The sequence below is a fragment of the Halomonas halocynthiae DSM 14573 genome, assembly GCF_000425725.1.
Classification (GTDB): domain Bacteria; phylum Pseudomonadota; class Gammaproteobacteria; order Pseudomonadales; family Halomonadaceae; genus Halomonas; species Halomonas halocynthiae.
On sequence record NZ_AUDZ01000014.1, the window covers coordinates 118,388 to 142,635 of the forward strand.

Annotated in this window: 20 protein-coding genes and 3 tRNA genes; 5 read left to right on the top strand and 18 right to left on the bottom strand. The window is 53.9% G+C overall.

From position 1 onward, the window contains the following. Positions 1-6: 6 nt before the first annotated feature. Both ccmB and ccmA read right to left on the bottom strand, forming a co-directional pair. Positions 7-744: a heme exporter protein CcmB gene (ccmB, locus tag H616_RS0102480; RefSeq protein WP_027965941.1), complete on the bottom strand. Its 738-nt coding sequence runs from the start codon at positions 742-744 to the stop codon at positions 7-9. A gap of 1 nt (position 745) precedes the next feature. Continuing rightward, on the bottom strand, positions 746-1,384 hold the full coding sequence (gene ccmA, locus H616_RS0102485) for a cytochrome c biogenesis heme-transporting ATPase CcmA (RefSeq protein ID WP_027965942.1): 639 nt from the start codon (positions 1,382-1,384) through the stop codon (positions 746-748). Positions 1,385-1,603: 219 nt separating this feature from the next. Here ccmA and H616_RS0102495 point away from each other — a divergent pair, with 219 nt between their 5' ends. Together H616_RS0102495 and H616_RS0102500 are read left to right on the top strand one after the other, a co-directional pair. Next, positions 1,604-2,083, top strand: coding sequence for a LexA family protein (locus H616_RS0102495; protein WP_027965943.1), 480 nt, complete (start codon positions 1,604-1,606; stop codon positions 2,081-2,083). Next, positions 2,083-2,706: an IMPACT family protein gene (locus H616_RS0102500; RefSeq protein WP_027965944.1), complete on the top strand. Its 624-nt coding sequence runs from the start codon at positions 2,083-2,085 to the stop codon at positions 2,704-2,706. Before H616_RS0102495 ends, H616_RS0102500 begins: the two co-directional genes overlap by 1 nt. A gap of 42 nt (positions 2,707-2,748) precedes the next feature. On the opposite strand, the gene H616_RS0102505 is transcribed toward H616_RS0102500, so the two are convergent. Genes H616_RS0102505 through H616_RS0102515 form a run of 3 tightly spaced genes read right to left on the bottom strand, consistent with a single transcriptional unit; the run spans position 2,749 to position 6,206 of the window. Then, the gene (locus H616_RS0102505) at positions 2,749-4,074 is read right to left on the bottom strand and encodes a sodium ion-translocating decarboxylase subunit beta (protein ID WP_027965945.1); all 1,326 of its coding nucleotides are present in this window, start codon (positions 4,072-4,074) and stop codon (positions 2,749-2,751) included. Between the two features lie 12 nt (positions 4,075-4,086). Beyond that, complete coding sequence (gene oadA / locus H616_RS0102510) at positions 4,087-5,913, bottom strand: sodium-extruding oxaloacetate decarboxylase subunit alpha (RefSeq protein WP_027965946.1); 1,827 nt, start codon at positions 5,911-5,913, stop codon at positions 4,087-4,089. 44 nt (positions 5,914-5,957) lie between these two features. Beyond that, positions 5,958-6,206: an OadG family protein gene (locus H616_RS0102515; protein WP_027965947.1), complete on the bottom strand. Its 249-nt coding sequence runs from the start codon at positions 6,204-6,206 to the stop codon at positions 5,958-5,960. Positions 6,207-6,383: 177 nt separating this feature from the next. On the opposite strand from H616_RS0102515, the gene H616_RS0102520 reads away from it, so the two are divergent. Further along, on the top strand, positions 6,384-7,316 hold the full coding sequence (locus H616_RS0102520; RefSeq protein ID WP_035572418.1) for a tRNA dihydrouridine synthase: 933 nt from the start codon (positions 6,384-6,386) through the stop codon (positions 7,314-7,316). Positions 7,317-7,392: 76 nt separating this feature from the next. Here H616_RS0102520 and H616_RS0102525 read toward each other — a convergent pair. The 9 genes from H616_RS0102525 to H616_RS0102565 all read right to left on the bottom strand — a co-directional run bounded on the left by H616_RS0102525 (position 7,393) and on the right by H616_RS0102565 (position 14,877). Next, a tRNA-Arg gene (locus tag H616_RS0102525) sits at positions 7,393-7,469 on the bottom strand. A gap of 129 nt (positions 7,470-7,598) precedes the next feature. Next, positions 7,599-7,675: transfer RNA gene (locus H616_RS0102530), tRNA-Arg, on the bottom strand. A gap of 15 nt (positions 7,676-7,690) precedes the next feature. After that, positions 7,691-7,783 (bottom strand) — tRNA-Ser (locus H616_RS0102535). A 107-nt stretch (positions 7,784-7,890) separates the two neighbouring features. Then, positions 7,891-8,079 carry a carbon storage regulator CsrA gene (csrA, locus tag H616_RS0102540; RefSeq protein WP_027965949.1) on the bottom strand — a complete coding sequence of 63 codons (189 nt, stop codon included), beginning with the start codon at positions 8,077-8,079 and terminating at the stop codon, positions 7,891-7,893. A 205-nt stretch (positions 8,080-8,284) separates the two neighbouring features. Next, positions 8,285-9,541 carry an aspartate kinase gene (locus tag H616_RS0102545; protein WP_027965950.1) on the bottom strand — a complete coding sequence of 419 codons (1,257 nt, stop codon included), beginning with the start codon at positions 9,539-9,541 and terminating at the stop codon, positions 8,285-8,287. Between the two features lie 129 nt (positions 9,542-9,670). Beyond that, a complete protein-coding gene (gene alaS, locus H616_RS0102550; RefSeq protein ID WP_027965951.1) occupies positions 9,671-12,277 on the bottom strand; it encodes an alanine--tRNA ligase in 2,607 nt (868 codons plus the stop codon). A gap of 274 nt (positions 12,278-12,551) precedes the next feature. Continuing rightward, a complete protein-coding gene (locus H616_RS14055; RefSeq protein ID WP_035572423.1) occupies positions 12,552-13,040 on the bottom strand; it encodes a regulatory protein RecX in 489 nt (162 codons plus the stop codon). Positions 13,041-13,103: 63 nt separating this feature from the next. Then, complete coding sequence (gene recA / locus H616_RS0102560) at positions 13,104-14,174, bottom strand: recombinase RecA (protein ID WP_027965952.1); 1,071 nt, start codon at positions 14,172-14,174, stop codon at positions 13,104-13,106. Positions 14,175-14,352: 178 nt separating this feature from the next. Further along, positions 14,353-14,877 carry a CinA family protein gene (locus H616_RS0102565; RefSeq protein ID WP_156906407.1) on the bottom strand — a complete coding sequence of 175 codons (525 nt, stop codon included), beginning with the start codon at positions 14,875-14,877 and terminating at the stop codon, positions 14,353-14,355. A gap of 403 nt (positions 14,878-15,280) precedes the next feature. Here H616_RS0102565 and mutS point away from each other — a divergent pair, with 403 nt between their 5' ends. Together mutS and fdxA are read left to right on the top strand one after the other, a co-directional pair. Then, positions 15,281-17,887: a DNA mismatch repair protein MutS gene (gene mutS / locus H616_RS0102570; protein WP_027965954.1), complete on the top strand. Its 2,607-nt coding sequence runs from the start codon at positions 15,281-15,283 to the stop codon at positions 17,885-17,887. A 201-nt stretch (positions 17,888-18,088) separates the two neighbouring features. After that, the gene (gene fdxA / locus H616_RS0102575; RefSeq protein ID WP_027965955.1) at positions 18,089-18,412 is read left to right on the top strand and encodes a ferredoxin FdxA; all 324 of its coding nucleotides are present in this window, start codon (positions 18,089-18,091) and stop codon (positions 18,410-18,412) included. Positions 18,413-18,745: 333 nt separating this feature from the next. On the opposite strand, the gene eno is transcribed toward fdxA, so the two are convergent. From eno to H616_RS0102595, 4 genes are all read right to left on the bottom strand, one after another. Then, complete coding sequence (gene eno / locus H616_RS0102580; RefSeq protein WP_027965956.1) at positions 18,746-20,038, bottom strand: phosphopyruvate hydratase; 1,293 nt, start codon at positions 20,036-20,038, stop codon at positions 18,746-18,748. A 44-nt stretch (positions 20,039-20,082) separates the two neighbouring features. Continuing rightward, positions 20,083-20,931, bottom strand: coding sequence for a 3-deoxy-8-phosphooctulonate synthase (gene kdsA / locus H616_RS0102585; protein ID WP_027965957.1), 849 nt, complete (start codon positions 20,929-20,931; stop codon positions 20,083-20,085). A gap of 5 nt (positions 20,932-20,936) precedes the next feature. Then, a complete protein-coding gene (locus tag H616_RS0102590; protein WP_027965958.1) occupies positions 20,937-22,592 on the bottom strand; it encodes a CTP synthase in 1,656 nt (551 codons plus the stop codon). A gap of 203 nt (positions 22,593-22,795) precedes the next feature. Beyond that, a complete protein-coding gene (locus tag H616_RS0102595) occupies positions 22,796-24,214 on the bottom strand; it encodes an FAD-dependent oxidoreductase (RefSeq protein WP_027965959.1) in 1,419 nt (472 codons plus the stop codon). Positions 24,215-24,248 lie beyond the last annotated feature (34 nt).

A 24,248-nucleotide genomic window follows, 5' to 3' on the forward strand; every position in this document is an offset into this window, starting at 1 on the left:
TTTACCTCAACCGTTAAGACTGATACGCAATGACGCAGCAATAGCAAAAGGGGCAAGCCCTAATGCCACCGCTAACAAAGCGCCGAGAATTGCCAAATGTGCCGCCACATTAGCGCCACTGACTGCGGCCTGGACGGCGCCTGCACCAAAAATCAACACGGGTATATAAAGCGGCAATACCAACAATGATACTAACACTCCCCCACGTGCCAACCCTACCGTCAGCGCCGCACCGATAGCACCAACCAAGCTTAATATCGCACTGCCCAGTGCCAGCGACACAGCCAACACCACATAACTACCAGAAGGAAGCGCCAACATGACACCAAGTAGCGGAGCCATCAACGCCAGCGGCAGCCCAGTCATCAACCAATGTACTGCTACTTTAGTCAGCGCCAGCAGTGGCAGCGGATGCGGTGAAAGCAGTAACTGCTCAAGGGCACCATCATCATGATCACCGCGAAACAAGCTATCCAGCGATAGCAACGCCGCCAGCAACGCAGCAACCCACAACAGACCCGGCGCAATAGCAGCCAGCGTCTCGGCCTCAGGAGAAATTCCAATCGGAAACAACGTAATGACTAACGCGAAAAATACCAGCGGATTTAGCATCTCTCCACGGCGGCGCAACAGTAACGTCATGTCACGCACTAGCGTCGCTTTGATGGCACCTATCAGACCGCCCTCAGGCTCTGATACCAACAGACTCTCAACGGTGCCTGTCGGTTTTGTGTTAACACTCACGTCAATCATCTCCCAGCCGGACACTGCGCAGCCTGGCACTGGCTTTCATTACATGATGTGTGGTTACCAGCACTGAGCCACCACGACGCACATGCGTGATCAAACGCGCCTCAAGAGCCGCAACACCATTTTGATCAATTGCCGTAAAAGGCTCATCCAGCACCCATAGGGCTCGCGGGATAAGCTCCAGCCTAGCCAGCGCCACACGACGCTGCTGACCGGCAGACAACTGCCCAGCGGGAATATCTTCAAAGCCGCCCAGCCCGATAGAGTCAAGCGCCGCCATACGCAACGCATGCCCGGATTTTCCGGCTCTCGCCTCCCCCGCCAACGCTTGATACCAAGCTAAATTCTCAAGCGGGGTTAACGCCGCTTTAACACCTGGCGCATGCCCTAAATAGATGAGGTTAGCCAAAAAATCACGCCTCACCTGACGCATCGGCTGACCGCACCAGGACAGCTCACCATCATAGTCACCCAGCTGCCCAGACAGAATTTTCAGCAGCGTGGTTTTTCCACTGCCATTGGGGCCTTCGATACGCAGTATTTCACCGGCGTTCAGGGTAAGGTCGAGGTCACGAAACAGCCAGCGATCATCCCGTTCACAGGCAAGTTTTCGGGCTTGAAGTCGCAGGCTCAAAACACTCTCCCATCAAGTCATTTGCGGCCGAAACTGTACACGGAAAGACCCTTAACAGCCAGCCAAGCCAAGCGCGACAGCCAGTCGCAGGCAGATGATAGCGCCTTTCCTGCGACCCACAGGACAACAGACCATAAAAGCCGCTTGCCACATTCTGAACTCCTGTTATGCTGATCATTCACTGTATAAACAAACAGACAAAGACAGAGGTATTCTCTCATGCCCTCACCTGCAGCTCATTGTTTACAGTATCTGATACGCCAACCCAACCTCCCCATCGCCAGCGCCTGGGCAGCTACCGAGGCTGACGAACTGATAGAAATTCCGTTTCTAGGCCGCATTTCTGCTGGCATGCCGATTGATGCGTGCTTGGAAAATGGCAGTATTGAGGTGCCCGCCAGCATGGTCAGACGCAACACCTATGCTCTACGGGTCTGTGGAAATTCCATGGTGGACTGCAACATATTTGACGGCGACGTTATTGTGATTGAACAACGCGAAAGTGCCGAAAACGGCGAAACAGCCGTGGTCATGATCAACGACCAAGAAGTCACTCTAAAGAAGTTGTATATTGAGAAGTCCGGCGTCCGTCTACAGCCGGCCAATCAGCACATGGCCCCCATCCACCTGCGCAACTGCGACATCCAGGTCCTTGGTATGGTAATGGGGGTGGTTCGCCAACCGGAAATCACTCACTGATGCGCTACCCGATACCCGATCTTTCTCCTGAAGAGCATTACGCTACGAGCTTGGAAATAGAGCGCAGCCGTTTCTTAACCTGGCTATGTCACGCGCCTAGTACAGCGGAGTTTGACGCACTACTCAATAAGGCTCGACAGCAGCACCCCTCGGCCTCTCACCACTGCAGCGCATTCATCGCGGGCCCGCCTGGCGAACAAAATGCTATCGGTTTCTCTGACGATGGCGAACCCGGCGGCACCGCAGGCCGACCAATGTACCAAGTACTAGAAGGCTCGGGGCTAGGCCAGGTTGGCTGCGTTGTCATTCGCTACTTTGGTGGTATCAAACTAGGCACTGGAGGCCTTGCGCGCGCCTATGCGCAGGCGGTCAGCGACGCATTAGTCAACCTACCTCGCAGCGAGATTGTTGAGCGCAATGCACTGCGTCTGCAAGTCGATTTTGCCGGAGAAGCCGAAACGCGTCACTGGTGTAGCGAGCACGACATTCCCATCAACACCGTGGAATATGATGCTCAAGGCGTCGTGTTAACTCTTGGCTGGCCGCGCGAAACACCGCGTGACATCAGCGCCCTTACGGCGCGCCTCAAAGGTCGCGTTCGCCTGTTAGACCCAACTGAATAGCGGCCGGGCACCTACAGCTGCCTGACCGCCTACAACATCAAATCAGCCCAAATATTTGATCATCATCCCCGCAGCAACTGCCGAGCCAATAACACCAGCGACGTTCGGCCCCATGGCATGCATCAACAAGAAATTATGCGGATTGGACTCCAGGCCAACCTTGTTAGATACCCTGGCCGCCATCGGCACAGCCGACACTCCCGCCGAACCAATCAATGGATTGATCGGCATACGGCTGACTGTGTTCATCAGCTTAGCCATCAGAATCCCGCACGCTGTACCGATAGCAAACGCCACCATCCCCAGCCCAAGTATTCCAAGTGTCTCCACTGCCAGAAACCGGTCTGCCATCAACTTGGAGCCCACCGAAAGCCCCAAGAAGATAGTCACGATATTAATCAAGGCATTCTGCGCCGTATCTGACAACCGCTCTACCACGCCACACTCACGCATCAGGTTGCCAAAACAAAACATACCTAACAGCGGCGCAGCATCTGGCAGAAAGAGTGCAACCAGTATCAACAATGCCAACGGAAAAACGATTTTTTCCAACCGTGACACTCGGCGCAGCTGTGTCATCACGATATTACGCTCGCGCTGCGTCGTTAAGGCACGCATGATCGGCGGCTGTATCAATGGCACCAGCGCCATGTACGAGTACGATGCCACCGCAATGGCCCCCAACAGCTCAGGCGCTAACAAGCTCGACACATAAATTGAGGTAGGGCCATCAGCGCCACCAATAATACCAATAGCCGCTGCTTGCTTAAGCGTGAAGTCCATCCATCCGTATGAGGTCATCGCCACCGCACCCAGCAAGGTAGCAAAAATACCGAACTGAGCCGCCGCGCCAAGAAACAGCGTGCGTGGGTTAGCCAGCAGAGGACCAAAATCAGTCATCGCACCCACGCCCATAAAAATGACCAGCGGCGCAATACCCGAGGCAATAGCAACGCTATAAAACTGATACAGCACCCCAGCAGAAAAGCCTGCATCCATGGCAATATCATCGGCCATGCGCTCTGATGCCGCTGACGTGCCGCTCATCAACTGGTCATTGATCAACTGGCGCCAAACATCAACACTCGCCCCTGGATCAAGCGGAACACCCAGCACCTGTGCTAACGATTGCAGCACCTCCGGCTTAGCCAGATGAGCGGCCTGTTCAGCGGCAGACAATGCAAGCCCCGCCTCAGGGATGTTAGCCAAAATCCCACCAAAGCCAATCGGCACCAGCAGCAGCGGTTCAAATTTCTTATGGATAGCCAGCCACAGCAGTAACAGGCCAACAATAATCATCACGGCCTGACCCAGACTCAGGTGATATAGCCCAGACCCATGCCAAAGCGTTAACAGTTCTTCGCTCATTGCGTTATTTCCTCAAAGCGTCAGCAGGGGATCACCGACAGCCACACTGCTGCCTTCGCTTACCTGCACTGCCGACACCTTGCCAGAGGTTGTGGCTCGCACGGGTACTTCCATTTTCATGGCTTCAAGAATGATCACTACATCGCCTTCGGTCACGCTATCACCCACACTGACATTCACCTTAAAAATATTGCCGGCCATCGGCGCAACCAACGCTTCGCCCGACGTTTCTGGGCCAGCAGCACTTGTCACGCGTGGCTCAAGCTGAGCCTGGGAGTTACCCTGCTCTTGAACCTGACCAAGCTCCCCCCCCTCAGCTACCTCCACCACATAGGCTTTGCCATTCACTGTAACGGTGTAGGTCTCAGGACCAGAAGCCGCTGCAGAGGGGGCAGTCGTGGGAGCTGCCGAAGCTGGCGCGGGCTGAGTGCTCGGCGCTTGTGGCGCTGGCTCAAAGGCATCAGGGTTGTCGCGGTTACTGAGGAATTTCAAACCAATTTGCGGAAAGAGCGCATAAGTCAGCACATCATCGACTCGGCCTTCCCCTTCAGCCAAGCGTATATCATCAGCCTTGGCTTTCTCGGCCAGCTCTGCAGACAAACGTTCCATCTCGGGCGATAGCTTGTCTGCAGGACGGCAGACGATTGGCTCTCCTCCATCTAACACCCGCGCCTGTAACTCCCTATTAAACTCAGCAGGCGCGGCACCGTACTCACCTTTAAGCAAGGCTTGAACTTCCTGACTAATGGACTGATAGCGCTCACCCATCATCACGTTCATTACCGCTTGGGTGCCAACAATTTGCGAAGTGGGCGTTACTAATGGAATAAACCCCAAGTCCTCGCGTACTCGTGGAATTTCCAGCAGAACATCATCGAGCTTATCTCCCGCACCTTGCTCTTTAAGCTGGCTTTCCATATTGGTCAGCATGCCGCCCGGCACTTGAGCGACCAGAATGCGCGAATCAATACCCTTGAGTGAGCCTTCAAAGGCGGCATATTTTTTACGCACGTCACGAAAATAGGCCGCAATGTCTTCAAGTTTTTCCAGGTCGAGGCCGGTATCGCGCTCGGTTCCCTTGAGTATCGCCACCAGTGACTCGGTGGGGCTGTGGCCATACGTCATAGACATCGACGAGATAGCAGTATCGACATTATCAATGCCAGCCTCCACGGCCTTGAGAGCGGTGGCAGTCGACATGCCCGTCGTCGCGTGACACTGCATATGAATCGGAATATCCAGCACTTTTTTCAGCCGCGTCACCAGCTCAAAGGCATCATAAGGCGTCAGCAAACCCGCCATGTCCTTAATCGCTAGCGAATCAGCCCCCATGTCAGCGACCGTGCATGCCAGCTCTACCCAGCTATCCATGGTGTGCACTGGGCTGATGGTATAAGAAATAGTGCCCTGAGCATGCCCTTCATTATTGCGCACCGCTTTAATGGCACACTCCAGGTTTCGTGGATCATTCATGGCATCAAAGACACGGAACACATCGACACCATTAGTCCGTGCTCGCTCGACAAAACGCTCAACCACATCGTCAGCGTAATGCCGATAACCCAGCAAGTTTTGACCACGCAGTAACATTTGCTGTGGCGTATTGGGCATGGCTTCTTTCAATGCACGAATACGCTCCCAAGGATCTTCGCCTAGGTAACGAATGCAGCTGTCGAAGGTAGCTCCACCCCAGGTTTCTAGCGACCAAAAGCCAATATTGTCGAGCTTCTCAGCAATCGGCAGCATGTCATCAAGACGCAGACGGGTGGCAAACAGCGACTGGTGTGCATCACGGAGCACCACATCAGTGATACCAAGCGGGCGGGCGGGTGCAGTCATGGGATGTCCTTTTACTCAGGGTCTGTAATAGGTGAAGTGCCGTCTCAGCGGCGCTGGCGATAACGATGTACGGCAGTACTGATAACCACCATCAGGTCATCATCATCGGCCACAGCAGTCACTTCCTGCGCTGACTGCTGTGCCGGCGGAGCGACTGACTCGGGGAAAAAGCGCCCAATGATTTTCGACATTAGCGTGGTGACCATCACCAGCACCGTCAGAAAAACAAACACAACCCCCATACCAAGGCCCATCAGAGCCACGCCCTCAACCAGTAACTGGGAATCCTGCATGGGAAGCCTCTCTATTTTGTTTTTGCCACCGTCAGCCCGTTGACCAAGACATACTGATAGCTTGCAGATGAATTCTGATGCTATAACCTGCCCATTCTTTAGCTCTGTTGCAACGGTGCCATGGTGGAAATCAGTGTTGTTAAAAAACTACAACAAGGCCGCGTCGGCCTTGCACCCATGGAAGGCGTCATTGACGCCATTACTCGGGACCTACTGACACGACACCCAGGCTTCGACTGGACCGTCACCGAATTCGTACGCGTGGTAGGCACTCGTCTTCCACCGCGCACTTTTTTGCGCCATTGTCCTGAGCTGGCCGACCCCGCACCGCATACGCCCAGCGGCGTACCCGTTCACCTCCAGCTTCTAGGTTCTGATCCGCAGGCCCTGGCAGAAAACGCCCAACAGGCACTCAAGCTTGGCGCTTCTAGCCTAGATCTCAACTTTGGCTGCCCAACCAAACTGGTCAACCGTCATGATGGCGGCGCATCCCTGTTGCGCGACCCGCAGCGCCTCTATACCGCAGTTTCCGCTACCCATCGCGCAGTGGGTGACACCCTGCCAGTCACCGCCAAAATACGCCTGGGCTTCGCCAGCCGTCTTCTGGCACTGGATTGCGCTCGGGCGGCTGAAGATGGCGGTGCACAACAACTTGTTGTGCACGGAAGAACGCGGCAGGACGGCTATCGCCCACCCGCTCACTGGGAATGGATAGGCCGCATTCAACGCCACCTGTCCATTCCCGTTGTGGCTAACGGTGATATTTGGACACTGGAGGACTACTGGAAAGCTCGCACACTCTCTGGCTGCCAAGATGTCATGCTAGGACGCGGCGCACTCGCTGACCCTTGGCTGGCAGCACGCATTCATCACTGGCATGCCACTGGAGAGCGGCTTGCCACTACACACTGGCATGATCGCGCGAAATTACTGCGTGAATTTGCCACCATGCAGCGTCGCGTACATACCAATAAGGTAGTGGTGTCGTTACTCAAGCAATGGATTAACCATATGCGCAGTCAAGACAGCGAGGCCAATCGTCGCTTCGACACACTAAAACGAATCACCGACCTCGACAGACTACTCAATGTGCTAACGGAACCACTCTGAGCTGTTCAGATACCTTGCAGCTGCCGAGCAAAAAACGAAAAACCCCGATTTCTTAAGAAATCGGGGTTTTAGTCGTTGGCGCGCCCGGGAGGATTCGAACCTCCGACCCCCTGATTCGTAGTCAGGTACTCTATCCAGCTGAGCTACGGGCGCAACATGCGATAATCATATTTTATGACTTATATGGCCTAACGGGCCGAAGAACAACTCGCAAGCATTGCTCTTTTTCTACAATGGCGTTTGACATACAGCACATCAACTATCGCCAATTTACTGAAAAGATGGCGCGCCCGGGAGGATTCGAACCTCCGACCCCCTGATTCGTAGTCAGGTACTCTATCCAGCTGAGCTACGGGCGCGAATCTTTGTGTCTTTGGCGGAGAGAGAGGGATTCGAACCCTCGATAGGGCTATAAACCCTATACTCCCTTAGCAGGGGAGCGCCTTCAGCCACTCGGCCACCTCTCCTTCGACACGGTGCGTATCCTACCGATACGTAAGGGTCATGTCCAGCCTGATCAACAATTTTATCTTTTTTATTATTGGCTTTTGATGATAAACCCCAGGCGTTTACGCTAGTCCTCGCCTTCATCCTCAGACCTTTCACTCTTGATCCGGTCATAAATCTCTTCACGGTGGACGGCTACCTGTTTCGGGGCGTTAACACCGATACGCACCTGATTGCCCTTTATCCCAAGCACAGTGACGGCAACGTCATCTCCTATCATCAAAGTTTCACCGACACGGCGGGTTAAGATGAGCATGACTGATCTCCTTCTCAGACGGCTAGCGCGAAAACTCGCTGACGACATTTCAGCGACATGAAATGTCAGATTCATCATTCTTTACAAATGACAGGGCGACCATAACACCCGAAAAATACGCCAATTGGAAGCCTTACGGCGTAAATCTACCGTATTTCATCGAGTGCTTAACATATGACCGCCCCCTTCAGACAAAAGAGCAGTCTTAGTTGGCTTCCTGCTCAACCTCAGCTTTATCAAGCCCAAACGCCGTATGGAGCGCACGCACCGCAAGCTCCATCTGCTTTTCATCAATAACTACCGAAATTTTGATCTCTGATGTGGAGACCATACGGATATTAATATTTTCATCAGACAAAACACGGAACATTTTGGATGCCACACCAGCGTGAGAGCGCATACCCACACCAACCAGCGAGACCTTAGCAATGTTCTCATCACCTTTAACTTCGCCTTCACCCAAGTCTGGTAGCACCTGCTCTTCCAGAATCTTCATGGTTTGGCGATAGTCACCTTTTGCCACGGTGAACGTGAAGTCAGTGTAGTTACCAGCTGGCGCCACATTCTGCACAATCATGTCGATTTCGATATTACCATCGGCAATCGGACCCAGAATCCGCGAAGCCACCCCCGGTACATCGGGAGTATTCAGCAATGTTAATTTGGCTTCATTAGCAGTAAAAGCAATACCTGAGATCAGCGGCTCTTCCATGGAATCCTCGTGTTTGTCGGAGTCTGCGACGATCAGAGTGCCCGGGCCATCCTCAAAGCTGGACAGCACACGCAACGCAACATTGTATTTGCCGGCGAACTCGACGGCACGAATTTGCAATACTTTAGAACCAAGGCTTGCCAGCTCCAGCATTTCCTCCACCGTGACGGTCGCCAAACGCTGAGCTTTGGCACAGACCCTCGGGTCAGTGGTGTACACGCCATCGACATCAGTATAAATCTGACATTCATCAGCCTTCAGAGCCGCCGCCAGAGCCACACCAGTGGTGTCTGATCCGCCGCGCCCCAGCGTAGTGATATTGCCCTCAGTATCAACCCCCTGAAAGCCTGCCACCACCACGACCTTACCGTCCTCAAGGTCCTCACGCATTTCATCCGTTTCAATACGCTGAATACGCGCTTTGGTATGCGAACTGTCTGTCAGAATACCAACTTGAGACCCCGTATAGGATGTTGCCGGCACACCCAGCTTATGCAGAGCCATCGCTAGCAGCGAGATGGTGACCTGCTCACCCGTCGACACCAGCATGTCCATCTCGCGCGGCGTGGGGGTGTCATTAATTTCGTTAGCCAAACCAATCAATCGATTGGTCTCACCGCTCATGGCTGATAACACCACCACAACCTGGTGGCCAGCATCACGAAACCCCTTAACTCGCTCTGCAACAGCCTTAATACGCTCAACCGAGCCTACCGAGGAGCCGCCATATTTCTGTACAAATAGTGCCATAAACTGTTTTTCCCTCGTAAAGCGGGCACCTTCGGCGCCCATGAGTGAAAATGGAATGCACGTCACCTGCATTTACGCGAGCCCGAAAAATCGACCCAAGCGTCACGCGCTCCAGTAATCAGTACTACACTACAGCTGGCTTTCCACCCAGCCAGCCACGCTAGCCAGCGCACCAGCCAGAGCAGCCACATCGCTGCCACCTGCCTGAGCCATATCAGCACGACCTCCACCTTTACCGCCAACCTGAGACGCCACGTGATTAACCAGCGCACCGGCCTTGAGCGTCGCAGTCAGGTCATCAGTTACCCCTGCAATCAGGCTGACCTTACCCGCAGATTCGTCAGCCACACCAAGCACCATGACACCGGAGCCCAGCTGACTTTTGAGCTGATCCAACATGCCGCGCAGCTCTTTACCTGAGACACCCTCAAGCTGCTTGGCTAACACGTTAATGCCTTGCACCTCTTGAACCTCAGCAAGCAAGTCACTGCCTTCTGCACTCACTAGCTTAGCCTTAAGTTGTTCGAGCTCTTTTTCGAGGCGACGATTGCGCTCTACTAACGACTCAACGCGTTCCTCCAACTGGTCCGGCTTAACCCTGAGGCGCGCACCCATCCGCGCCACTCGTGCTTCCTGCAACCCGAAATAGTCTAACGCCGCTTGCCCAGTAATGGCTTCAATACGACGCACACCACTGGCGATACCGCTTTCGGCAACAATATGGAAGCAACCAATATCGCCACTACGCGTTACATGCGTGCCGCCACACAGCTCTATCGAAAAGTCATCCGCACCAATAGTCAGCACACGAACGCGATCAGCATACTTCGCCTCGAACAGTGCTGCGGCACCACGCGCTTTGGCCTCATCCAGCGTCATTGACTCGACATGCGTTTCTGCATTAGCCAATATCTGCTCATTAACCAAACGCTCTATGACTTCAAGCTGCTCGCCGGTTACAGGCTCAAAGTGACTGAAATCGAAACGCAAGCGTTCAGACGTCACCAGTGAACCTTTCTGCTGAACATGATCGCCCAACACCATGGTCAGCGCTTTGTGAAGCAGGTGCGTCGCAGAATGATTGCGCACAATCGCTGCCCGCAAGCCTGAGTCAACCTTGGGTGTGACCACTGCACCCACCTCAAGCTCACCCTCAAGCATACGACCCTGATGTAAGTGGTGGCTGCCTTGTTTCTGGGTGTCTTCGACAACAAAGTGCCCACCGTCTATCTCTAGATAGCCGGTGTCACCAACTTGACCGCCAGATTCGCCATAAAACGGCGTACGGTCCAGCACCACTACACCAGCCTCTCCTGACGCCAGCCTTGTCAGCGGATTGCCCTCGCTGTCAGCTATTGCCACCACCTCGGCGCTGTCCTCTAGACGTTCATAACCACTGAACAACGTTTCACCCTCAAGCGTCAGGGCCACACCGTAATCTGCGCCAAACTGGCTGGCGGCACGCGCTCTTTTCCTTTGCGCTTCAAGCTCACGTTCAAAGCCGGTTTCATCCAATGACACCTCACGCTCCCGGCAAACGTCTGCTGTTAGGTCAAACGGGAAACCGTAGGTATCATAAAGTTTAAAAATGGTCTCTCCCGGCAAGGTGTCGCCCTTGAGAGTCGCCAGCGCCTCCTCAAGCAGCTTCATGCCATTATCGAGCGTACGGGCAAACTGCTCTTCTTCTTTGAGCAACACACGTTCAATCTGGCCTCGAGCGCTACGCAACTCTGGATACGCCTCGCCCATCTCAGCATCAAGCGCCGCGACCAGTTGATGGAAAAACATGCCTGTTGCACCCAGCTTGTGGCCATGACGCACCGCGCGGCGAATGATGCGACGCAACACATAGCCCCGCCCTTCATTGGATGGCAAAACACCATCAACAATTAAAAAAGAGCAGGAACGAATATGGTCAGCAATGACCCGCAACGATGGTGTGCTGGTATCGGCATGCCCTGTTGCCTCAGCCGCTGCCGCCAACAAATTCTGGAACAGGTCGATATCATAATTAGAATGAACCCCCTGCATAACCGCAGCGATACGCTCAAGCCCCATACCAGTATCAATTGATGGCTTTGGCAACGCATTCAGGTTGCCCTGGGCATCACGATCAAACTGCATGAACACAAGATTCCAGATCTCGATATACCGATCACCATCTTCTTCTGGGCTACCAGGAGGGCCTCCCCAAACCTCTTCGCCATGGTCATAGAAAATTTCCGAACTTGGCCCGCAGGGGCCGGTATCACCCATCTGCCAGAAATTATCTTCATCAAGGCGTGAGAAGCGCTCAGGGTCAACACCCATCTCATCCTTCCAGATACGCTCAGCCTCATCGTCACTGATATGTACGGTGACCCAAAGCTTTTCTTTCGGCAGCCCGAGCTCTTCTGTCAGGAATTTCCACGCAAACTGGATAGCTTCGCGCTTGAAGTAGTCGCCAAAACTGAAATTACCCAGCATTTCAAAAAACGTATGGTGGCGTGCGGTATAGCCAACATTATCCAGATCATTATGCTTGCCACCCGCACGTACACAACGCTGCGACGAGGTGGCTCGCACATAGCTCCGCGGATCGCGTCCCAGGAAAACATCCTTGAACGGCACCATCCCAGCATTAGTAAATAGCAGGGTAGGATCATTGCTTGGGACGAGTGAACTGGAAGGCACAATGGTATGCCCCTGCTTTTCGAAAAAACCCAAAAAGGCTTGTCTGATAGCTGCGCTTTTCATGAAATGTCCGTGGCGAAAGGCATGGGGGCTGGATGTCAGACCGGGCCACCCGATAACAGGAAAAAGCACTCGATAAGACAGGCGAACGCTGATGTGCTCGCGACTGAAGGGCCGGCCAACCTTCATCACAGTGTTGACGCCACTGTAGGCTGCCGAACAAACCGAAAAGGACGAACCCACTCAGGGGCGTGACCCAGTGCTTGCTTCGCAAAGGGCATTATTATAACGCAGTCGACGCCGGACTACAGGGGTGATTGAAATGGAGGCAAGCGGATCAGCCATCACCCCAAGCATAACGCATGGCATGACGCAGGTGATCAAAGTCAAAACCACGCCCGACCAGAAAACGCTCACGCCGAGCGCGGTCTTTAAGCGTATCGCCGGGGCTTGAAAAACGGCGCGCCAGCACATCAGATGCCAACTCAAACCAGTCCACGTATTCTTGTGCTGCCTCCAGCGCCTCGCTGATCATTGGCCGGTCAATGCCCCGCTGCCCTAAGTCGGCACGGATACGCTTTGGTCCCTGACCACGAAAAATCCGCGAACGCACAAAGCTTTCAGCAAAGCGGCGGTCGCTTTGCAAACCCTGCTCAATTAATGCTTCCAAGCAGGTTTGCACATCATCAACCGCATGCCCTCTGGCGATCAGCCGCTGCCAGAGCTCTTCCTGAGAGTATTCACGTCGTGCCAGCAAGCGAACCGCATCATCACGAGGGGTCCCCTGACTGACGTTACGAGTCGCGCTAAGCCTACTGGCAGACATGACCATTTCACCCCGCATGACACCTTGCATACACCAGACCGTTTAGGCGCTTTACTGACCGCCTCACGACAAGCTGTCAGTCTCTCTGCCATCTTCCACAATGCTGGGCTCCACCTCAGCCTCCTCCTGCTTAGCATCGGGGCTTGCCAGCAACTGAGCACGAATACCGGATTCAATTTCTTCCAGCATCGCAGGATTGTCCTCAAGGAACTGAGCAGCATTCGCCTTACCCTGACCGATCTTATTGCCTTTGTAGCTATACCAAGCACCGGACTTGCCAACCAGGTCGCACTGCACACCCAAGTCGACTACCTCACCGGCATGGTAAATCCCTTTGCCATAAAGGATCTGGAATTCAGCTTGGCGGAATGGCGGCGCGACTTTATTTTTGACGACCTTGACCCGCGTTTCATTACCGGTCACTTCATCACCCTGCTTGACCGAGCCCGTCCGACGGATATCTAGCCGTACACTCGAATAGAACTTCAGTGCATTACCGCCCGTTGTGGTTTCGGGGCTGCCAAACATGACACCAATTTTCATGCGAATCTGGTTGATGAACACCACCAAGCAGTTGGCATTTTTGATATTACCGGTGATCTTGCGCAGTGCTTGCGACATCAAACGTGCCTGCAAACCAACGTGGGCATCCCCCATCTCACCCTCAATTTCGGCCCGTGGCGTCAATGCCGCGACTGAGTCGATAATGATCACATCAACACCACCGGAGCGCACAAGCATGTCGCAGACTTCCAGCGCTTGCTCACCGGTATCAGGTTGAGAAACCAGCAAGTCATCCAGGTTAACGCCCAACTTCTCAGCGTAGCTCGGATCCAGCGCATGCTCCGCATCGATAAAGGCACATACTTTGCCTTGTTTTTGCGCCTGCGCAATGACCGACAGCGTCAGCGTTGTCTTACCTGAAGACTCTGGGCCAAAAATTTCTACCACTCGCCCCATCGGCAAACCACCAATGCCAAGAGCAATATCCAGCCCTAGCGAGCCGGTAGATACCGACGGCATGACCACGCGCGGCGCGTCTCCCAGACGCATCACGGTACCCTTACCAAACTGTCGATCAATCTGCGAAAGCGCGGCATTCAACGCTTTGGTGCGATTGTCATCCTGAGCCATGATAACCTCCTGGAATAGCCGCAGCAGACGGCAAAAACGTAAAAATGTCAGACTTGCTCGTGGCGCCAGCCCAACCACCTACCCTGTATGATTACACAGTAGTATGGCGAAAAAAACTGCCCTGCGCCAGTTTTGTCGTTAGCGCGTTTTTTCACGTGCCGGCTCAGCCTTCAAGAACTCAATCTTCAAGGGCTGGACCATCAATACAGACCAACAACATCGCCAGTGCCAGCCTCACTGCTTGCTGACGCACAGCCAAGCGGTCGCCCGACAGATAAAAGCACTCCGCTTGCACGTGCCCGATACTGCCCCAAGCAAACCATACGGTACCGACTGGCTTGGCCTCACTTCCCCCACCTGGCCCAGCCACACCACTTACCGCAACACCAGCATGAGCGCCACTATCGCGACAGGCCCCCTCCGCCATCGCCAATACAACGTCTCGACTAACGGCTCCATGAGTTTCCAGTAGCACTGAAGGAACATCCAACAAGCGCGTCTTGGCCGCATTGGAATACGTCACATACCCCGTTTCAAACCAACCCGAGCTGCCAGCAATATCTGTTATTGCGCTGGCCACGCCTCCGCCAGTACAAGACTCGGCGCTGGTTACCATGCGGCGGCGAGAAAGACAGGCTTCACCCAAGCGTTGCGCCAGCACCTGGGTATTTAGCTGCGATAACGACTCAATGCGATGCAACACACTATTTCTCCCAGAGTAACTGTCGACGTCTAGCAATAATCCAGACTGTGTGAATAATCCTAGGAATATCGCTCAACAGCATTAGCAACATGCTGACTCAAAACTGCAGCCCCGACCCAATCGGTAAAAAACACCGACAGGGGGAAGCAGAATGGTAAAGAATCAACGTACGACATCCATAAAAATTTTCCTAATATTATTCAAACGTGCATCGTTAGGGCGTGGGACAGGAGGCAACTGCAACAGTTCCAGTGAGATATTCCGGACTCGCCTCGCGTGCATGTTATGCTGCAAGTTACAATTTTTTCATGGCTTGCGGCCTACCACCGAGTCAGGCTGAATCAGTCAGACACCTCGCAGCCCCAAGCCCTATCTCAAGTCCCGGAATAACGAGCGATATCTCATGAACGACCTGGCCTCTCACGCCAAGCCGACACACACGCCGATGATGGCGCAGTACCTCAAGATCAAACGCGACCACCCCGAAGTGCTGCTGTTTTATCGCATGGGCGATTTTTATGAGCTGTTTTTCGACGATGCCAAGCGGGCCGCAACATTACTCGACATCACTCTGACCCAGCGCGGCCAGTCTGCTGGCCAGCCTATCCCGATGGCTGGCGTGCCCTATCACAGCGCCGAAGGTTACCTGGCCCGCTTGGTTCAAGCGGGTGAGTCCGTCGCTATCTGCGAGCAGATTGGCGATCCAGCAACCTCTAAGGGCCCCGTAGAGCGTAAAGTTGTCCGCATTGTCACCCCTGGCACGCTGCATGACGAAGCCCTCCTCGATGCCCGCCGTGACAATTTACTGGTAGCCATACACGCCGCAGCGGACTGCCATGGTTTAGCCTGGTTAGAACTGTCTAGCGGTCGCTTTAGCGTGCTAGAAGTCGGCGATGAAAATGAAATGCTCTCTGAGCTGGCCCGACTAGACCCTGCCGAATTGCTGATTGCCGACAGCCTTGTTTTATCTGCGGCGCTGAGCGAGCGCCGCGGATTGAAACGCCAAAGCGACTGGCTATTTGAACAAGATAGTGCAACCCGCCTGCTGTGCGACCAGTTTGGCGTACAAGACTTAAGAGGCTTCGGCTGCGCCCACCTGAGCGCGGCTCTGACAGCGGCTGGCGTACTGATTGATTATGCCCGCGACACTCAGCGCTCACAGCTGCCCCACGTCACCGAAATCAGCGTTGAAAATCGCGATGAAGCCGTGGTGATTGATACAACAAGCCGCCGCAATCTGGAAATCGACAGCAACCTTGCTGGCGGCACAGACAATACCCTGGCCAGCGTACTGGATACATCCAGCACGGCCATGGGCTCACGGCTCCTCAAACGCTGGCTGAATCGCCCTCTGCGCGATGCAGTTCACGTCAGAAGTCGCCAAGCGGCTATTGCCGTTTTGCTTGACCACGACGGCTTTGCCGACCTACGCGAATTACTCAAGGGTATCGGCGATGTTGAGCGCATCCTGTCACGGGTCGCACTACATAGCGCCCGCCCACGAGATCTTGCACGCCTTCGCGACGCACTGGCCATTTTACCGGCCCTTCATGACACACTGGCACCTTATTGCCACACGACGAGCCAAAACGACAACACCCTACTCGACGATCTCAGGCCCCGAGTTCAGCCTTGGCCTGACATCAGCAACACGCTAGAGCGAGCTCTTATTGAAAACCCGCCGGTAGTACTGCGTGACGGCGGCGTCATTGCCAATGGCTTTGATGCCGAACTGGATGAGTACCGAGGCTTAGTCGAAAACGCTGGCAGTTATCTGGTTGAGCTGGAGCAGCGCGAACGCGAACGAACAGGGCTTAGCTCGCTCAAGGTCGGTTACAACCGCGTTCATGGTTACTACATTGAAATTTCCAGAGCCTATTCTGGTGATGTGCCGGCAGACTATATTCGCCGCCAGACACTCAAAAATGCCGAGCGCTTCATTATTCCCGAGCTAAAAGAATTTGAAGACAAGGCACTGTCAGCCAAGTCTCGTGCACTGGCTCGAGAAAAACTCCTCTATGACGGCCTGCTCGACACCCTAAATGCTGTACTCCAAGGCCTACAGGCCTGCGGCCGAGCACTTGCCAGCCTCGATGTGCTGACGACGCTTGCCGAACGCGCCAGAGCACTCGACCTTGTGGCCCCCGTTTTAGCGGAGTCACCAGGCATTGAAATTCACGGAGGGCGCCACCCCGTTGTTGAGCAGGTCAGCGACACCCCCTTTGTCCCTAACGACCTATTTATGAACGACCAACGTCGCATGCTGATCATCACCGGCCCCAACATGGGCGGTAAGTCAACCTACATGCGCCAGGCAGCCTTGATTACCTTACTCGCGCATACCGGAAGCTTTGTACCTGCCGAGTCGGCCACTATCGGCCCCGTAGACCGTATTTTTACTCGGATCGGCTCATCAGATGACTTAGCGGGCGGGCGCTCAACGTTCATGGTCGAAATGACAGAAACCGCCAATATCCTACACAACGCCACCGACCAGAGTTTGGTATTGATGGACGAAATAGGCCGTGGCACCAGCACGTTCGATGGCCTTTCGCTAGCCTGGGCCAGCGCCGAGCACCTGACCCGAAGCCGTGCCTTTACCCTGTTCGCTACACACTATTTTGAGATGACGGCACTGCCCGAACAGCTAGACAGCGTAGTCAACGTGCACTTAACCGCTGCCGAGCACAATGACGGCATCGTCTTCATGCACCGTGTGCAAGATGGGCCTGCTAACCAGAGCTACGGACTTCAAGTTGCTATGTTAGCGGGCGTCCCAAAACATGTGATTACCCGCGCACGCGAAAAGTTACACCAGCTAGAACAGCAGGAAGTTGACCAGAGCCAACGCGGCACAGAGCGTGGCATGGCACCGAACACTCCTCAGCAAAGCGACATGTTCGCTAGCACCCCACACCCCCTGATTGAAGAGTTGACAGGACTCTCTATCGATGACATGACACCGCGCCAGGCGCTGGAGTGGCTACAGGATTGGCAAGCGCAACTATAAAGAGCAACGAGAGGAAAACATCAGGCGGCGACATTCCGATGCCTGAAGGTACTTGCCCGCCACCACGCGGACGTCTAAAATAAATTCAGCATGAAAAAATTGACATAAAGAGCAATATTTTTATTCAACAAAAGAATAAGCGAAGCCTGCTTTCTCGCAGGCGACCATATCGACTACCGGACCCCCACAAGGAAGAGCCACATGACATTCGTCGTCGTCGACAACTGTATCAAGTGTAAATATACCGACTGTGTCGAAGTCTGCCCCGTGGACTGCTTCTACGAAGGCCCGAACTTTCTGGTGATACACCCCGACGAGTGCATTGACTGTGCGCTCTGCGAGCCCGAGTGCCCTGCAGAGGCCATCTTCTCGGAAGATGAGCTTCCTGATGGCCAGGAAAAATTTATCGAGCTCAACGCCGAGCTCGCGGAAGTGTGGCCTAACATTGCCGAAAAGCAAGACCCTCTACCAGATGCTGAAGAGTGGGACGGCAAGCCGGACAAGCTGAAATACTTAGAACGCTAACCGAACACTCAGCCACTTCCACAAAAACCGATAGCATTTACTATCGGTTTTTTGGTATCAGGTTATCTGAAATTAAAAAAGCGGCCCGTAGGCCGCCAGCTTCCTGCTCTCCCCTGAGCGAGTCCTTCGCCCAACTCCTTGGTGACTTCCTGCTCAGAACCAACATCCTGTCACACTGAGCGCACCGTACTATCTTGCACACCGTACTATGGTTGCAGATGGCCATAACGACTTATCTGCCACTTATCATTGTTGCAGCTGTCGACGCGATATGACAGGCAGCAACAATGAACAATGTACACATGCCTCAGGAGTCAAGGGATATGAGTCGTATTACTGCCCCTTGATCGCGCAACGACCAGGATAGCCTCCACGCTCACCTAGTTCGCTTTCAATTGCCAGCAAGCGGTTATACTTAGCTACGCGATCACTGCGACACAACGAGCCAGTCTTGATCTGGCCGGCAGATGTCCCTACCGCCAGGTCTGCGATCGTGGTGTCTTCAGTCTCCCCGGAGCGATGCGAAATGACCGCCGTAAAGCCAGCATCTTGAGCCATCTGAATCGCATCCAGCGTCTCAGACAACGAGCCGATCTGATTAAACTTGATCAAAATAGAGTTACCAATACCCTCATCAACACCACGCTTAAGGATGCGCGTGTTGGTCACGAACAAGTCATCACCCACCAGCTGCACACGATCACCCAGCTTATTGGTCAGCGCTTTCCAGCCGTCCCAATCAGACTCATCCATACCATCTTCAATAGAAACAATCGGGTATTCTTCGCACAGTCCAGCAAGGTATTCAGTAAAGCCAGCAGAATCGAAATCTTTGCTTTCACCGGATAGCGAGTAGCGGCCATCTTTGTAGAACTCACTCGAGGCACAGTCCAAAGCGAGAGTCACGTCACGATCCAGCACATAGCCAGCATCAGACACCGCCTGCTTGATTACCGCCAACGCTTCGGCATTAGAGGATAAGTTCGGCGCAAACCCGCCTTCATCACCTACCGAAGTAGAGAGCCCGCGATCTGACAACACCTTTTTCAAGGCATGAAAAATCTCAGCCCCCATACGCAGACCTTCACTGAAGTTCTCTGCGCCCACCGGCTGCACCATGAATTCCTGAATATCTACGTTGTTGTCAGCATGCTCACCGCCGTTGATGATATTCATCATCGGCACCGGCATCAGGTATTCACCCGGCTTGCCATAAAGCTCTGCAATATGTGCATAAAGCGGCATGCCTTTTGCCTGAGCCGCCGCGTGTGCAGCAGCCAGCGAGACAGCAAGAATAGCGTTCGCACCCAACACTTCCTTGTTATCCGTACCATCCAGCGCGCACATTGCCTCATCTAGCCCGCGCTGATTCCGCGCATCCATACCCAGCAAACATTCACGGATCTTGGTATTAACTGCGTCTACCGCCTTAAGTACGCCTTTGCCCAAGTAGCGTGACTTATCGCCATCGCGCAGTTCTAGCGCCTCACGAGAGCCCGTAGACGCACCGCTTGGAGCGCAGGCCGCACCGCGCGCCCCACTCTCCAGCCTCACCTCTGCCTGGATGGTCGGGTTACCGCGAGAATCCAGCACTTCGAGAGCACGAATATCAACGATTTTCGTCATTTTCAGCGTCCTTAACAGTTACTAAGCAAAAATCTGAGCCACCATCACGAAATTTCGAGAGGCGAAAAACTTTTTACCAGCACATCAATACTTTTGAGCTGAGCCAGAAACGGCTCAAGCTTATCCAGCGGCAGAGCGCAGGGCCCATCGCATTTAGCACTATCAGGGTCTGGGTGAGCTTCCAGAAACAGCCCGGCCAGCCCCACCGCCACTCCAGCACGAGCAAGCTCTGCAACTTGCTCACGACGCCCATCTGCACTGTCGGCACGACCACCTGGGCGCTGCAAAGCGTGCGTGACATCAAATAATAGTGGATAGCCTGTTTGCTTCATGTCGCCAAACCCGAGCATATCAACAATCAAATTGTTATAACCAAAGCTTGAGCCTCGCTCGCACAGCAATAAACGAGAATTCCCCGCCTCCTCAAACTTACGCAATATATGGCGCATCTCATGAGGCGCCAGGAACTGCGGTTTCTTGATATTAATGACCGCACCGGTCTGAGCCATCGCTACGACCAAGTCAGTCTGACGAGCCAGAAAAGCCGGCAGCTGGATCACATCCGCCACTTCAGCTGCCGCCGCCGCCTGAGCAGGCTCATGCACATCAGTAATAATCGGCACGCCAAAACGCGACTTAATGTCGGCAAGTATTTCGAGCCCTTGGTCTAGCCCAGGGCCACGATAAGAATGCATCGAGCTGCGATTGGCTTTGTCAAAGCTGGCTTTAAATACATAAGGCATGCCAAGCTTCGTTGTCACCTCAACATACTGTTGAGCGACTTCAAGCGCCAACGCATGTGACTCAAGCACATTCATACCACCAAACAGCACCAGCGGCAGCGAATTACCCACCCGAATACCGGAAAACTCAATAGTACGACCAGCTGTCATTAACGTTACTCCTGCGGGCTCGCATGAGCGCGGCTACGTACGGCTTTACGCTCAAGCGCCGCATTGATAAAGCCAGTAAACAGTGGGTGGCCATCTCTTGGTGTCGATGTAAACTCAGGGTGGAACTGGCAAGCTAAATACCATGGGTGATCGGGCAGCTCGACCATTTCCACTAGCGAGTTGTCAGCACTACGCCCGGACACCACCAAGCCAGCCTTTTGCAGCTCATCAACAAACTGGTTGTTAACTTCGTAGCGGTGGCGATGACGCTCAATAATTTCATCGCTACCATAGGCTTCACGGGCTTTTGAGCCCGACGTCAGGCGGCATACTTGGCCACCCAGGCGCATAGTACCACCTAGGTCTGACGCCTCATCGCGCAGCTCGATTTTCCCTTCTGGGCTGATCCACTCGGTAATCAGGCCAACAACAGGGTGCAGAGTGCCATGCGTAAATTCGGTAGAACTGGCATCTTCCCAGCCCATAATATTTCTGGCGAATTCGATCACCGCCACCTGCATACCAAGACAAATCCCCAGATACGGAATCCTGTTCTCACGCGCGAAGCGCGCAGCGGCAATTTTGCCTTCCACGCCGCGCTCGCCAAACCCGCCAGGTACTAAAATCGCGTCCTTATCGGCCAGACGGCTTGGACCGTGATGCTCGATATCTTCAGAATCGACATACTCAATATTCACTTTTACCCGTGTCTGAATACCAGCGTGGGTCAACGCCTCGTTCAGCGACTTATAGGCGTCGAGCAACTCCATGTATTTACCGACCATGGCGATATTGATCGATTTAAGCGGGTTAAGCTTGGCATCCAGCACATGTACCCATTCGTTCAGGTCGGCGGGTTCTGCCTCTAAGCGCAGTTTCTCACAGACGATTTCATCCAAGCCCTGCTCATGAAGCATTAGCGGAATGCGGTAGATGGTGTCAGCATCACACAACGGCACCACTGCGCGTTCTTCAACGTTGGTAAACAGCGCGATTTTGCGCCGCTCCGTTGCCTCCAGCTCCACTTCACTGCGACAGATCAAGATATCGGGCTGAATCCCGATAGTACGTAATTCCTTGACGCTATGCTGAGTCGGTTTGGTCTTGGTTTCACCAGCGGTCTTGATATAGGGCACCAATGTCAGGTGCATGAAGAGCGCACGACTAGCACCTAACTCCGTTCTGATTTGACGGATTGACTCCAAAAACGGCAGCGATTCGATATCACCCACCGTGCCGCCAATTTCCACCAGTGCGACATCAAACCCTTCGCCACCCTCATACACCCGACGTTTTATTTCATCGGTAATATGTGGAATCACCTGCACAGTACCGCCCAGGTAGTCACCACGGCGCTCGCGTCGCAGCACATGCTCATAAACACGGCCAGTGGTGAAATTATTACGCTGAGTCATACGAGTGCGGATAAAGCGCTCGTAGTGGCCAAGATCAAGATCCGTTTCAGCACCATCTTCGGTGACAAATACTTCACCGTGCTGAAAGGGACTCATGGTACCCGGGTCCACATTAATGTATGGGTCGAGTTTGAGCATGGTGACCTTGAGGCCGCGAGCCTCGAGAATCGCCGCCAGCGATGCCGATGCAATGCCCTTGCCAAGAGAGGACACAACGCCGCCGGTCACGAAGATATATCGTGTCATTGGGAACCTGTCGAAACATGATCGGTAGGCTCAGCAGAAAGCCGCGCCAGGATGGGAAGACAGGATAGCAGGCTACGACCTTAGGCTCAATTTTGATCGCCATGGTAACGGCTCAATTTTCCGGCCAACGGCGCAGGCATAATCACCTGCGCCCAAGCCCTGAGCGCGCGCGAGCGAATCTCAAAAAATCAAAATATCGACAATCACACACCTAAGTAGTCGAGAATTCCTTCCGCCGCCTGACGACCTTCATGAATCGCAGTGACGACCAAATCAGAGCCGCGCACCATGTCGCCACCAGCAAACACCTTCTCGTTGGTGGTTTGAAAAGCGAAGTTACCCTGCTCCGGCGCGTTAACCAGCCCGCGCTCATCCAGAGTAATGTCGAAGGTTTCAAACCAGGGTGCCGGGCTTGGCTGAAAGCCAAAGGCTATCACTACCGCATCGGCAGGAATGATCTCATCAGAACCAGGCACCACTTCAGGACGCTGACGACCGTTTTTATCAGGCGCACCAAGGCGCGTACGCACCACTTTAACGCCTTCGACCTGCCCCTCGCCCACCACCGCCACTGGCTGACGATTAAACAGAAACTCCACACCTTCCTCCCGGGCATTATTTACTTCACGCCGCGAGCCCGGCATGTTGGCTTCGTCACGGCGATAAGCACAGGTCACATCCGAAGCGCCTTGACGAATCGCCGTTCGGTTGCAGTCCATGGCGGTATCTCCACCACCCAGCACGACCACTTTCTGGCCTTTGAGCGACACATACTCCTCTGGCGATGCCTCAATACCCAGACTGTGATTCGCGTTAGCAATTAAATATTCGAGTGCTTTATGAACTCCCGGCAAATCCTCCCCAGGGAAACCACCTTGCATGGCGGTATAGGTCCCCATCCCAAGGAATACCGCATCAAAGTCTTCAAGCAGCGTCTCGAAAGCAATATCACGCCCAACCTCCACGCCGAGATGAAACTCCATACCCATTTCTTTGAACACCGCGCAACGGCGCTCCATCACCGTTTTTTCCAATTTGAACTCGGGAATACCAAAGGTCAGTAAGCCACCAATCTGAGGGCGCTTGTCAAACAACACCGGTGTCACACCATTACGCACTAGAATGTCAGCACAACCAAGCCCTGCGGGACCGGCACCAACGATGGCAACTCGCTTGCCTGTCTTTACCACTTGGCTCATGTCCGGCCGCCACCCCATGGCAAAAGCCGTATCGGTGATATATTTTTCGATTGAGCCAATCGTCACCGCACCAAAACCATCATTGAGCGTACAGTCGCCTTCGCACAACCGGTCTTGGGGACACACCCGCCCACACACTTCGGGCAAAGAATTCGTCTGGTGCGAAAGCTCAGCAGCTTCAAGAATATTGCCCTCACTAACTAACTGTAACCAGTTGGGAATGTAGTTATGAACGGGGCATTTCCACTCGCAATAAGGGTTGCCACAATGAAGACAACGATGAGCCTGAGCCGCTGCCGACTCGGGCTCGTAAGGCTCATAAATTTCAGCAAACTGGCGAGCGCGGCTACGCGCCGGCTTCTTGACCGGATCCTGGCGCCCTACATCAATAAATTGAAAATCATTACTCAGACGACTGGCCATGCGCTGGCTCCTTGACTGATAACTGAACGGAACA

Coding starts and splice junctions, on each gene's coding strand:
- H616_RS0102495 (WP_027965943.1), top strand. CDS start 1,604: ATGCCCTCACCTGCAGCTCATTGTTTACAGTATCTGATACGCCAACCC.
- H616_RS0102500 (WP_027965944.1), top strand. CDS start 2,083: ATGCGCTACCCGATACCCGATCTTTCTCCTGAAGAGCATTACGCTACG.
- H616_RS0102505 (WP_027965945.1), bottom strand. CDS start 4,074: ATGAGCGAAGAACTGTTAACGCTTTGGCATGGGTCTGGGCTATATCAC.
- oadA (WP_027965946.1), bottom strand. CDS start 5,913: ATGACTGCACCCGCCCGCCCGCTTGGTATCACTGATGTGGTGCTCCGT.
- H616_RS0102515 (WP_027965947.1), bottom strand. CDS start 6,206: ATGCAGGATTCCCAGTTACTGGTTGAGGGCGTGGCTCTGATGGGCCTT.
- H616_RS0102520 (WP_035572418.1), top strand. CDS start 6,384: ATGGAAGGCGTCATTGACGCCATTACTCGGGACCTACTGACACGACAC.
- csrA (WP_027965949.1), bottom strand. CDS start 8,079: ATGCTCATCTTAACCCGCCGTGTCGGTGAAACTTTGATGATAGGAGAT.
- H616_RS0102545 (WP_027965950.1), bottom strand. CDS start 9,541: ATGGCACTATTTGTACAGAAATATGGCGGCTCCTCGGTAGGCTCGGTT.
- alaS (WP_027965951.1), bottom strand. CDS start 12,277: ATGAAAAGCGCAGCTATCAGACAAGCCTTTTTGGGTTTTTTCGAAAAG.
- H616_RS14055 (WP_035572423.1), bottom strand. CDS start 13,040: ATGTCTGCCAGTAGGCTTAGCGCGACTCGTAACGTCAGTCAGGGGACC.
- recA (WP_027965952.1), bottom strand. CDS start 14,174: ATGGCTCAGGATGACAATCGCACCAAAGCGTTGAATGCCGCGCTTTCG.
- mutS (WP_027965954.1), top strand. CDS start 15,281: ATGAACGACCTGGCCTCTCACGCCAAGCCGACACACACGCCGATGATG.
- fdxA (WP_027965955.1), top strand. CDS start 18,089: ATGACATTCGTCGTCGTCGACAACTGTATCAAGTGTAAATATACCGAC.
- eno (WP_027965956.1), bottom strand. CDS start 20,038: ATGACGAAAATCGTTGATATTCGTGCTCTCGAAGTGCTGGATTCTCGC.
- kdsA (WP_027965957.1), bottom strand. CDS start 20,931: ATGACAGCTGGTCGTACTATTGAGTTTTCCGGTATTCGGGTGGGTAAT.
- H616_RS0102590 (WP_027965958.1), bottom strand. CDS start 22,592: ATGACACGATATATCTTCGTGACCGGCGGCGTTGTGTCCTCTCTTGGC.
- H616_RS0102595 (WP_027965959.1), bottom strand. CDS start 24,214: ATGGCCAGTCGTCTGAGTAATGATTTTCAATTTATTGATGTAGGGCGC.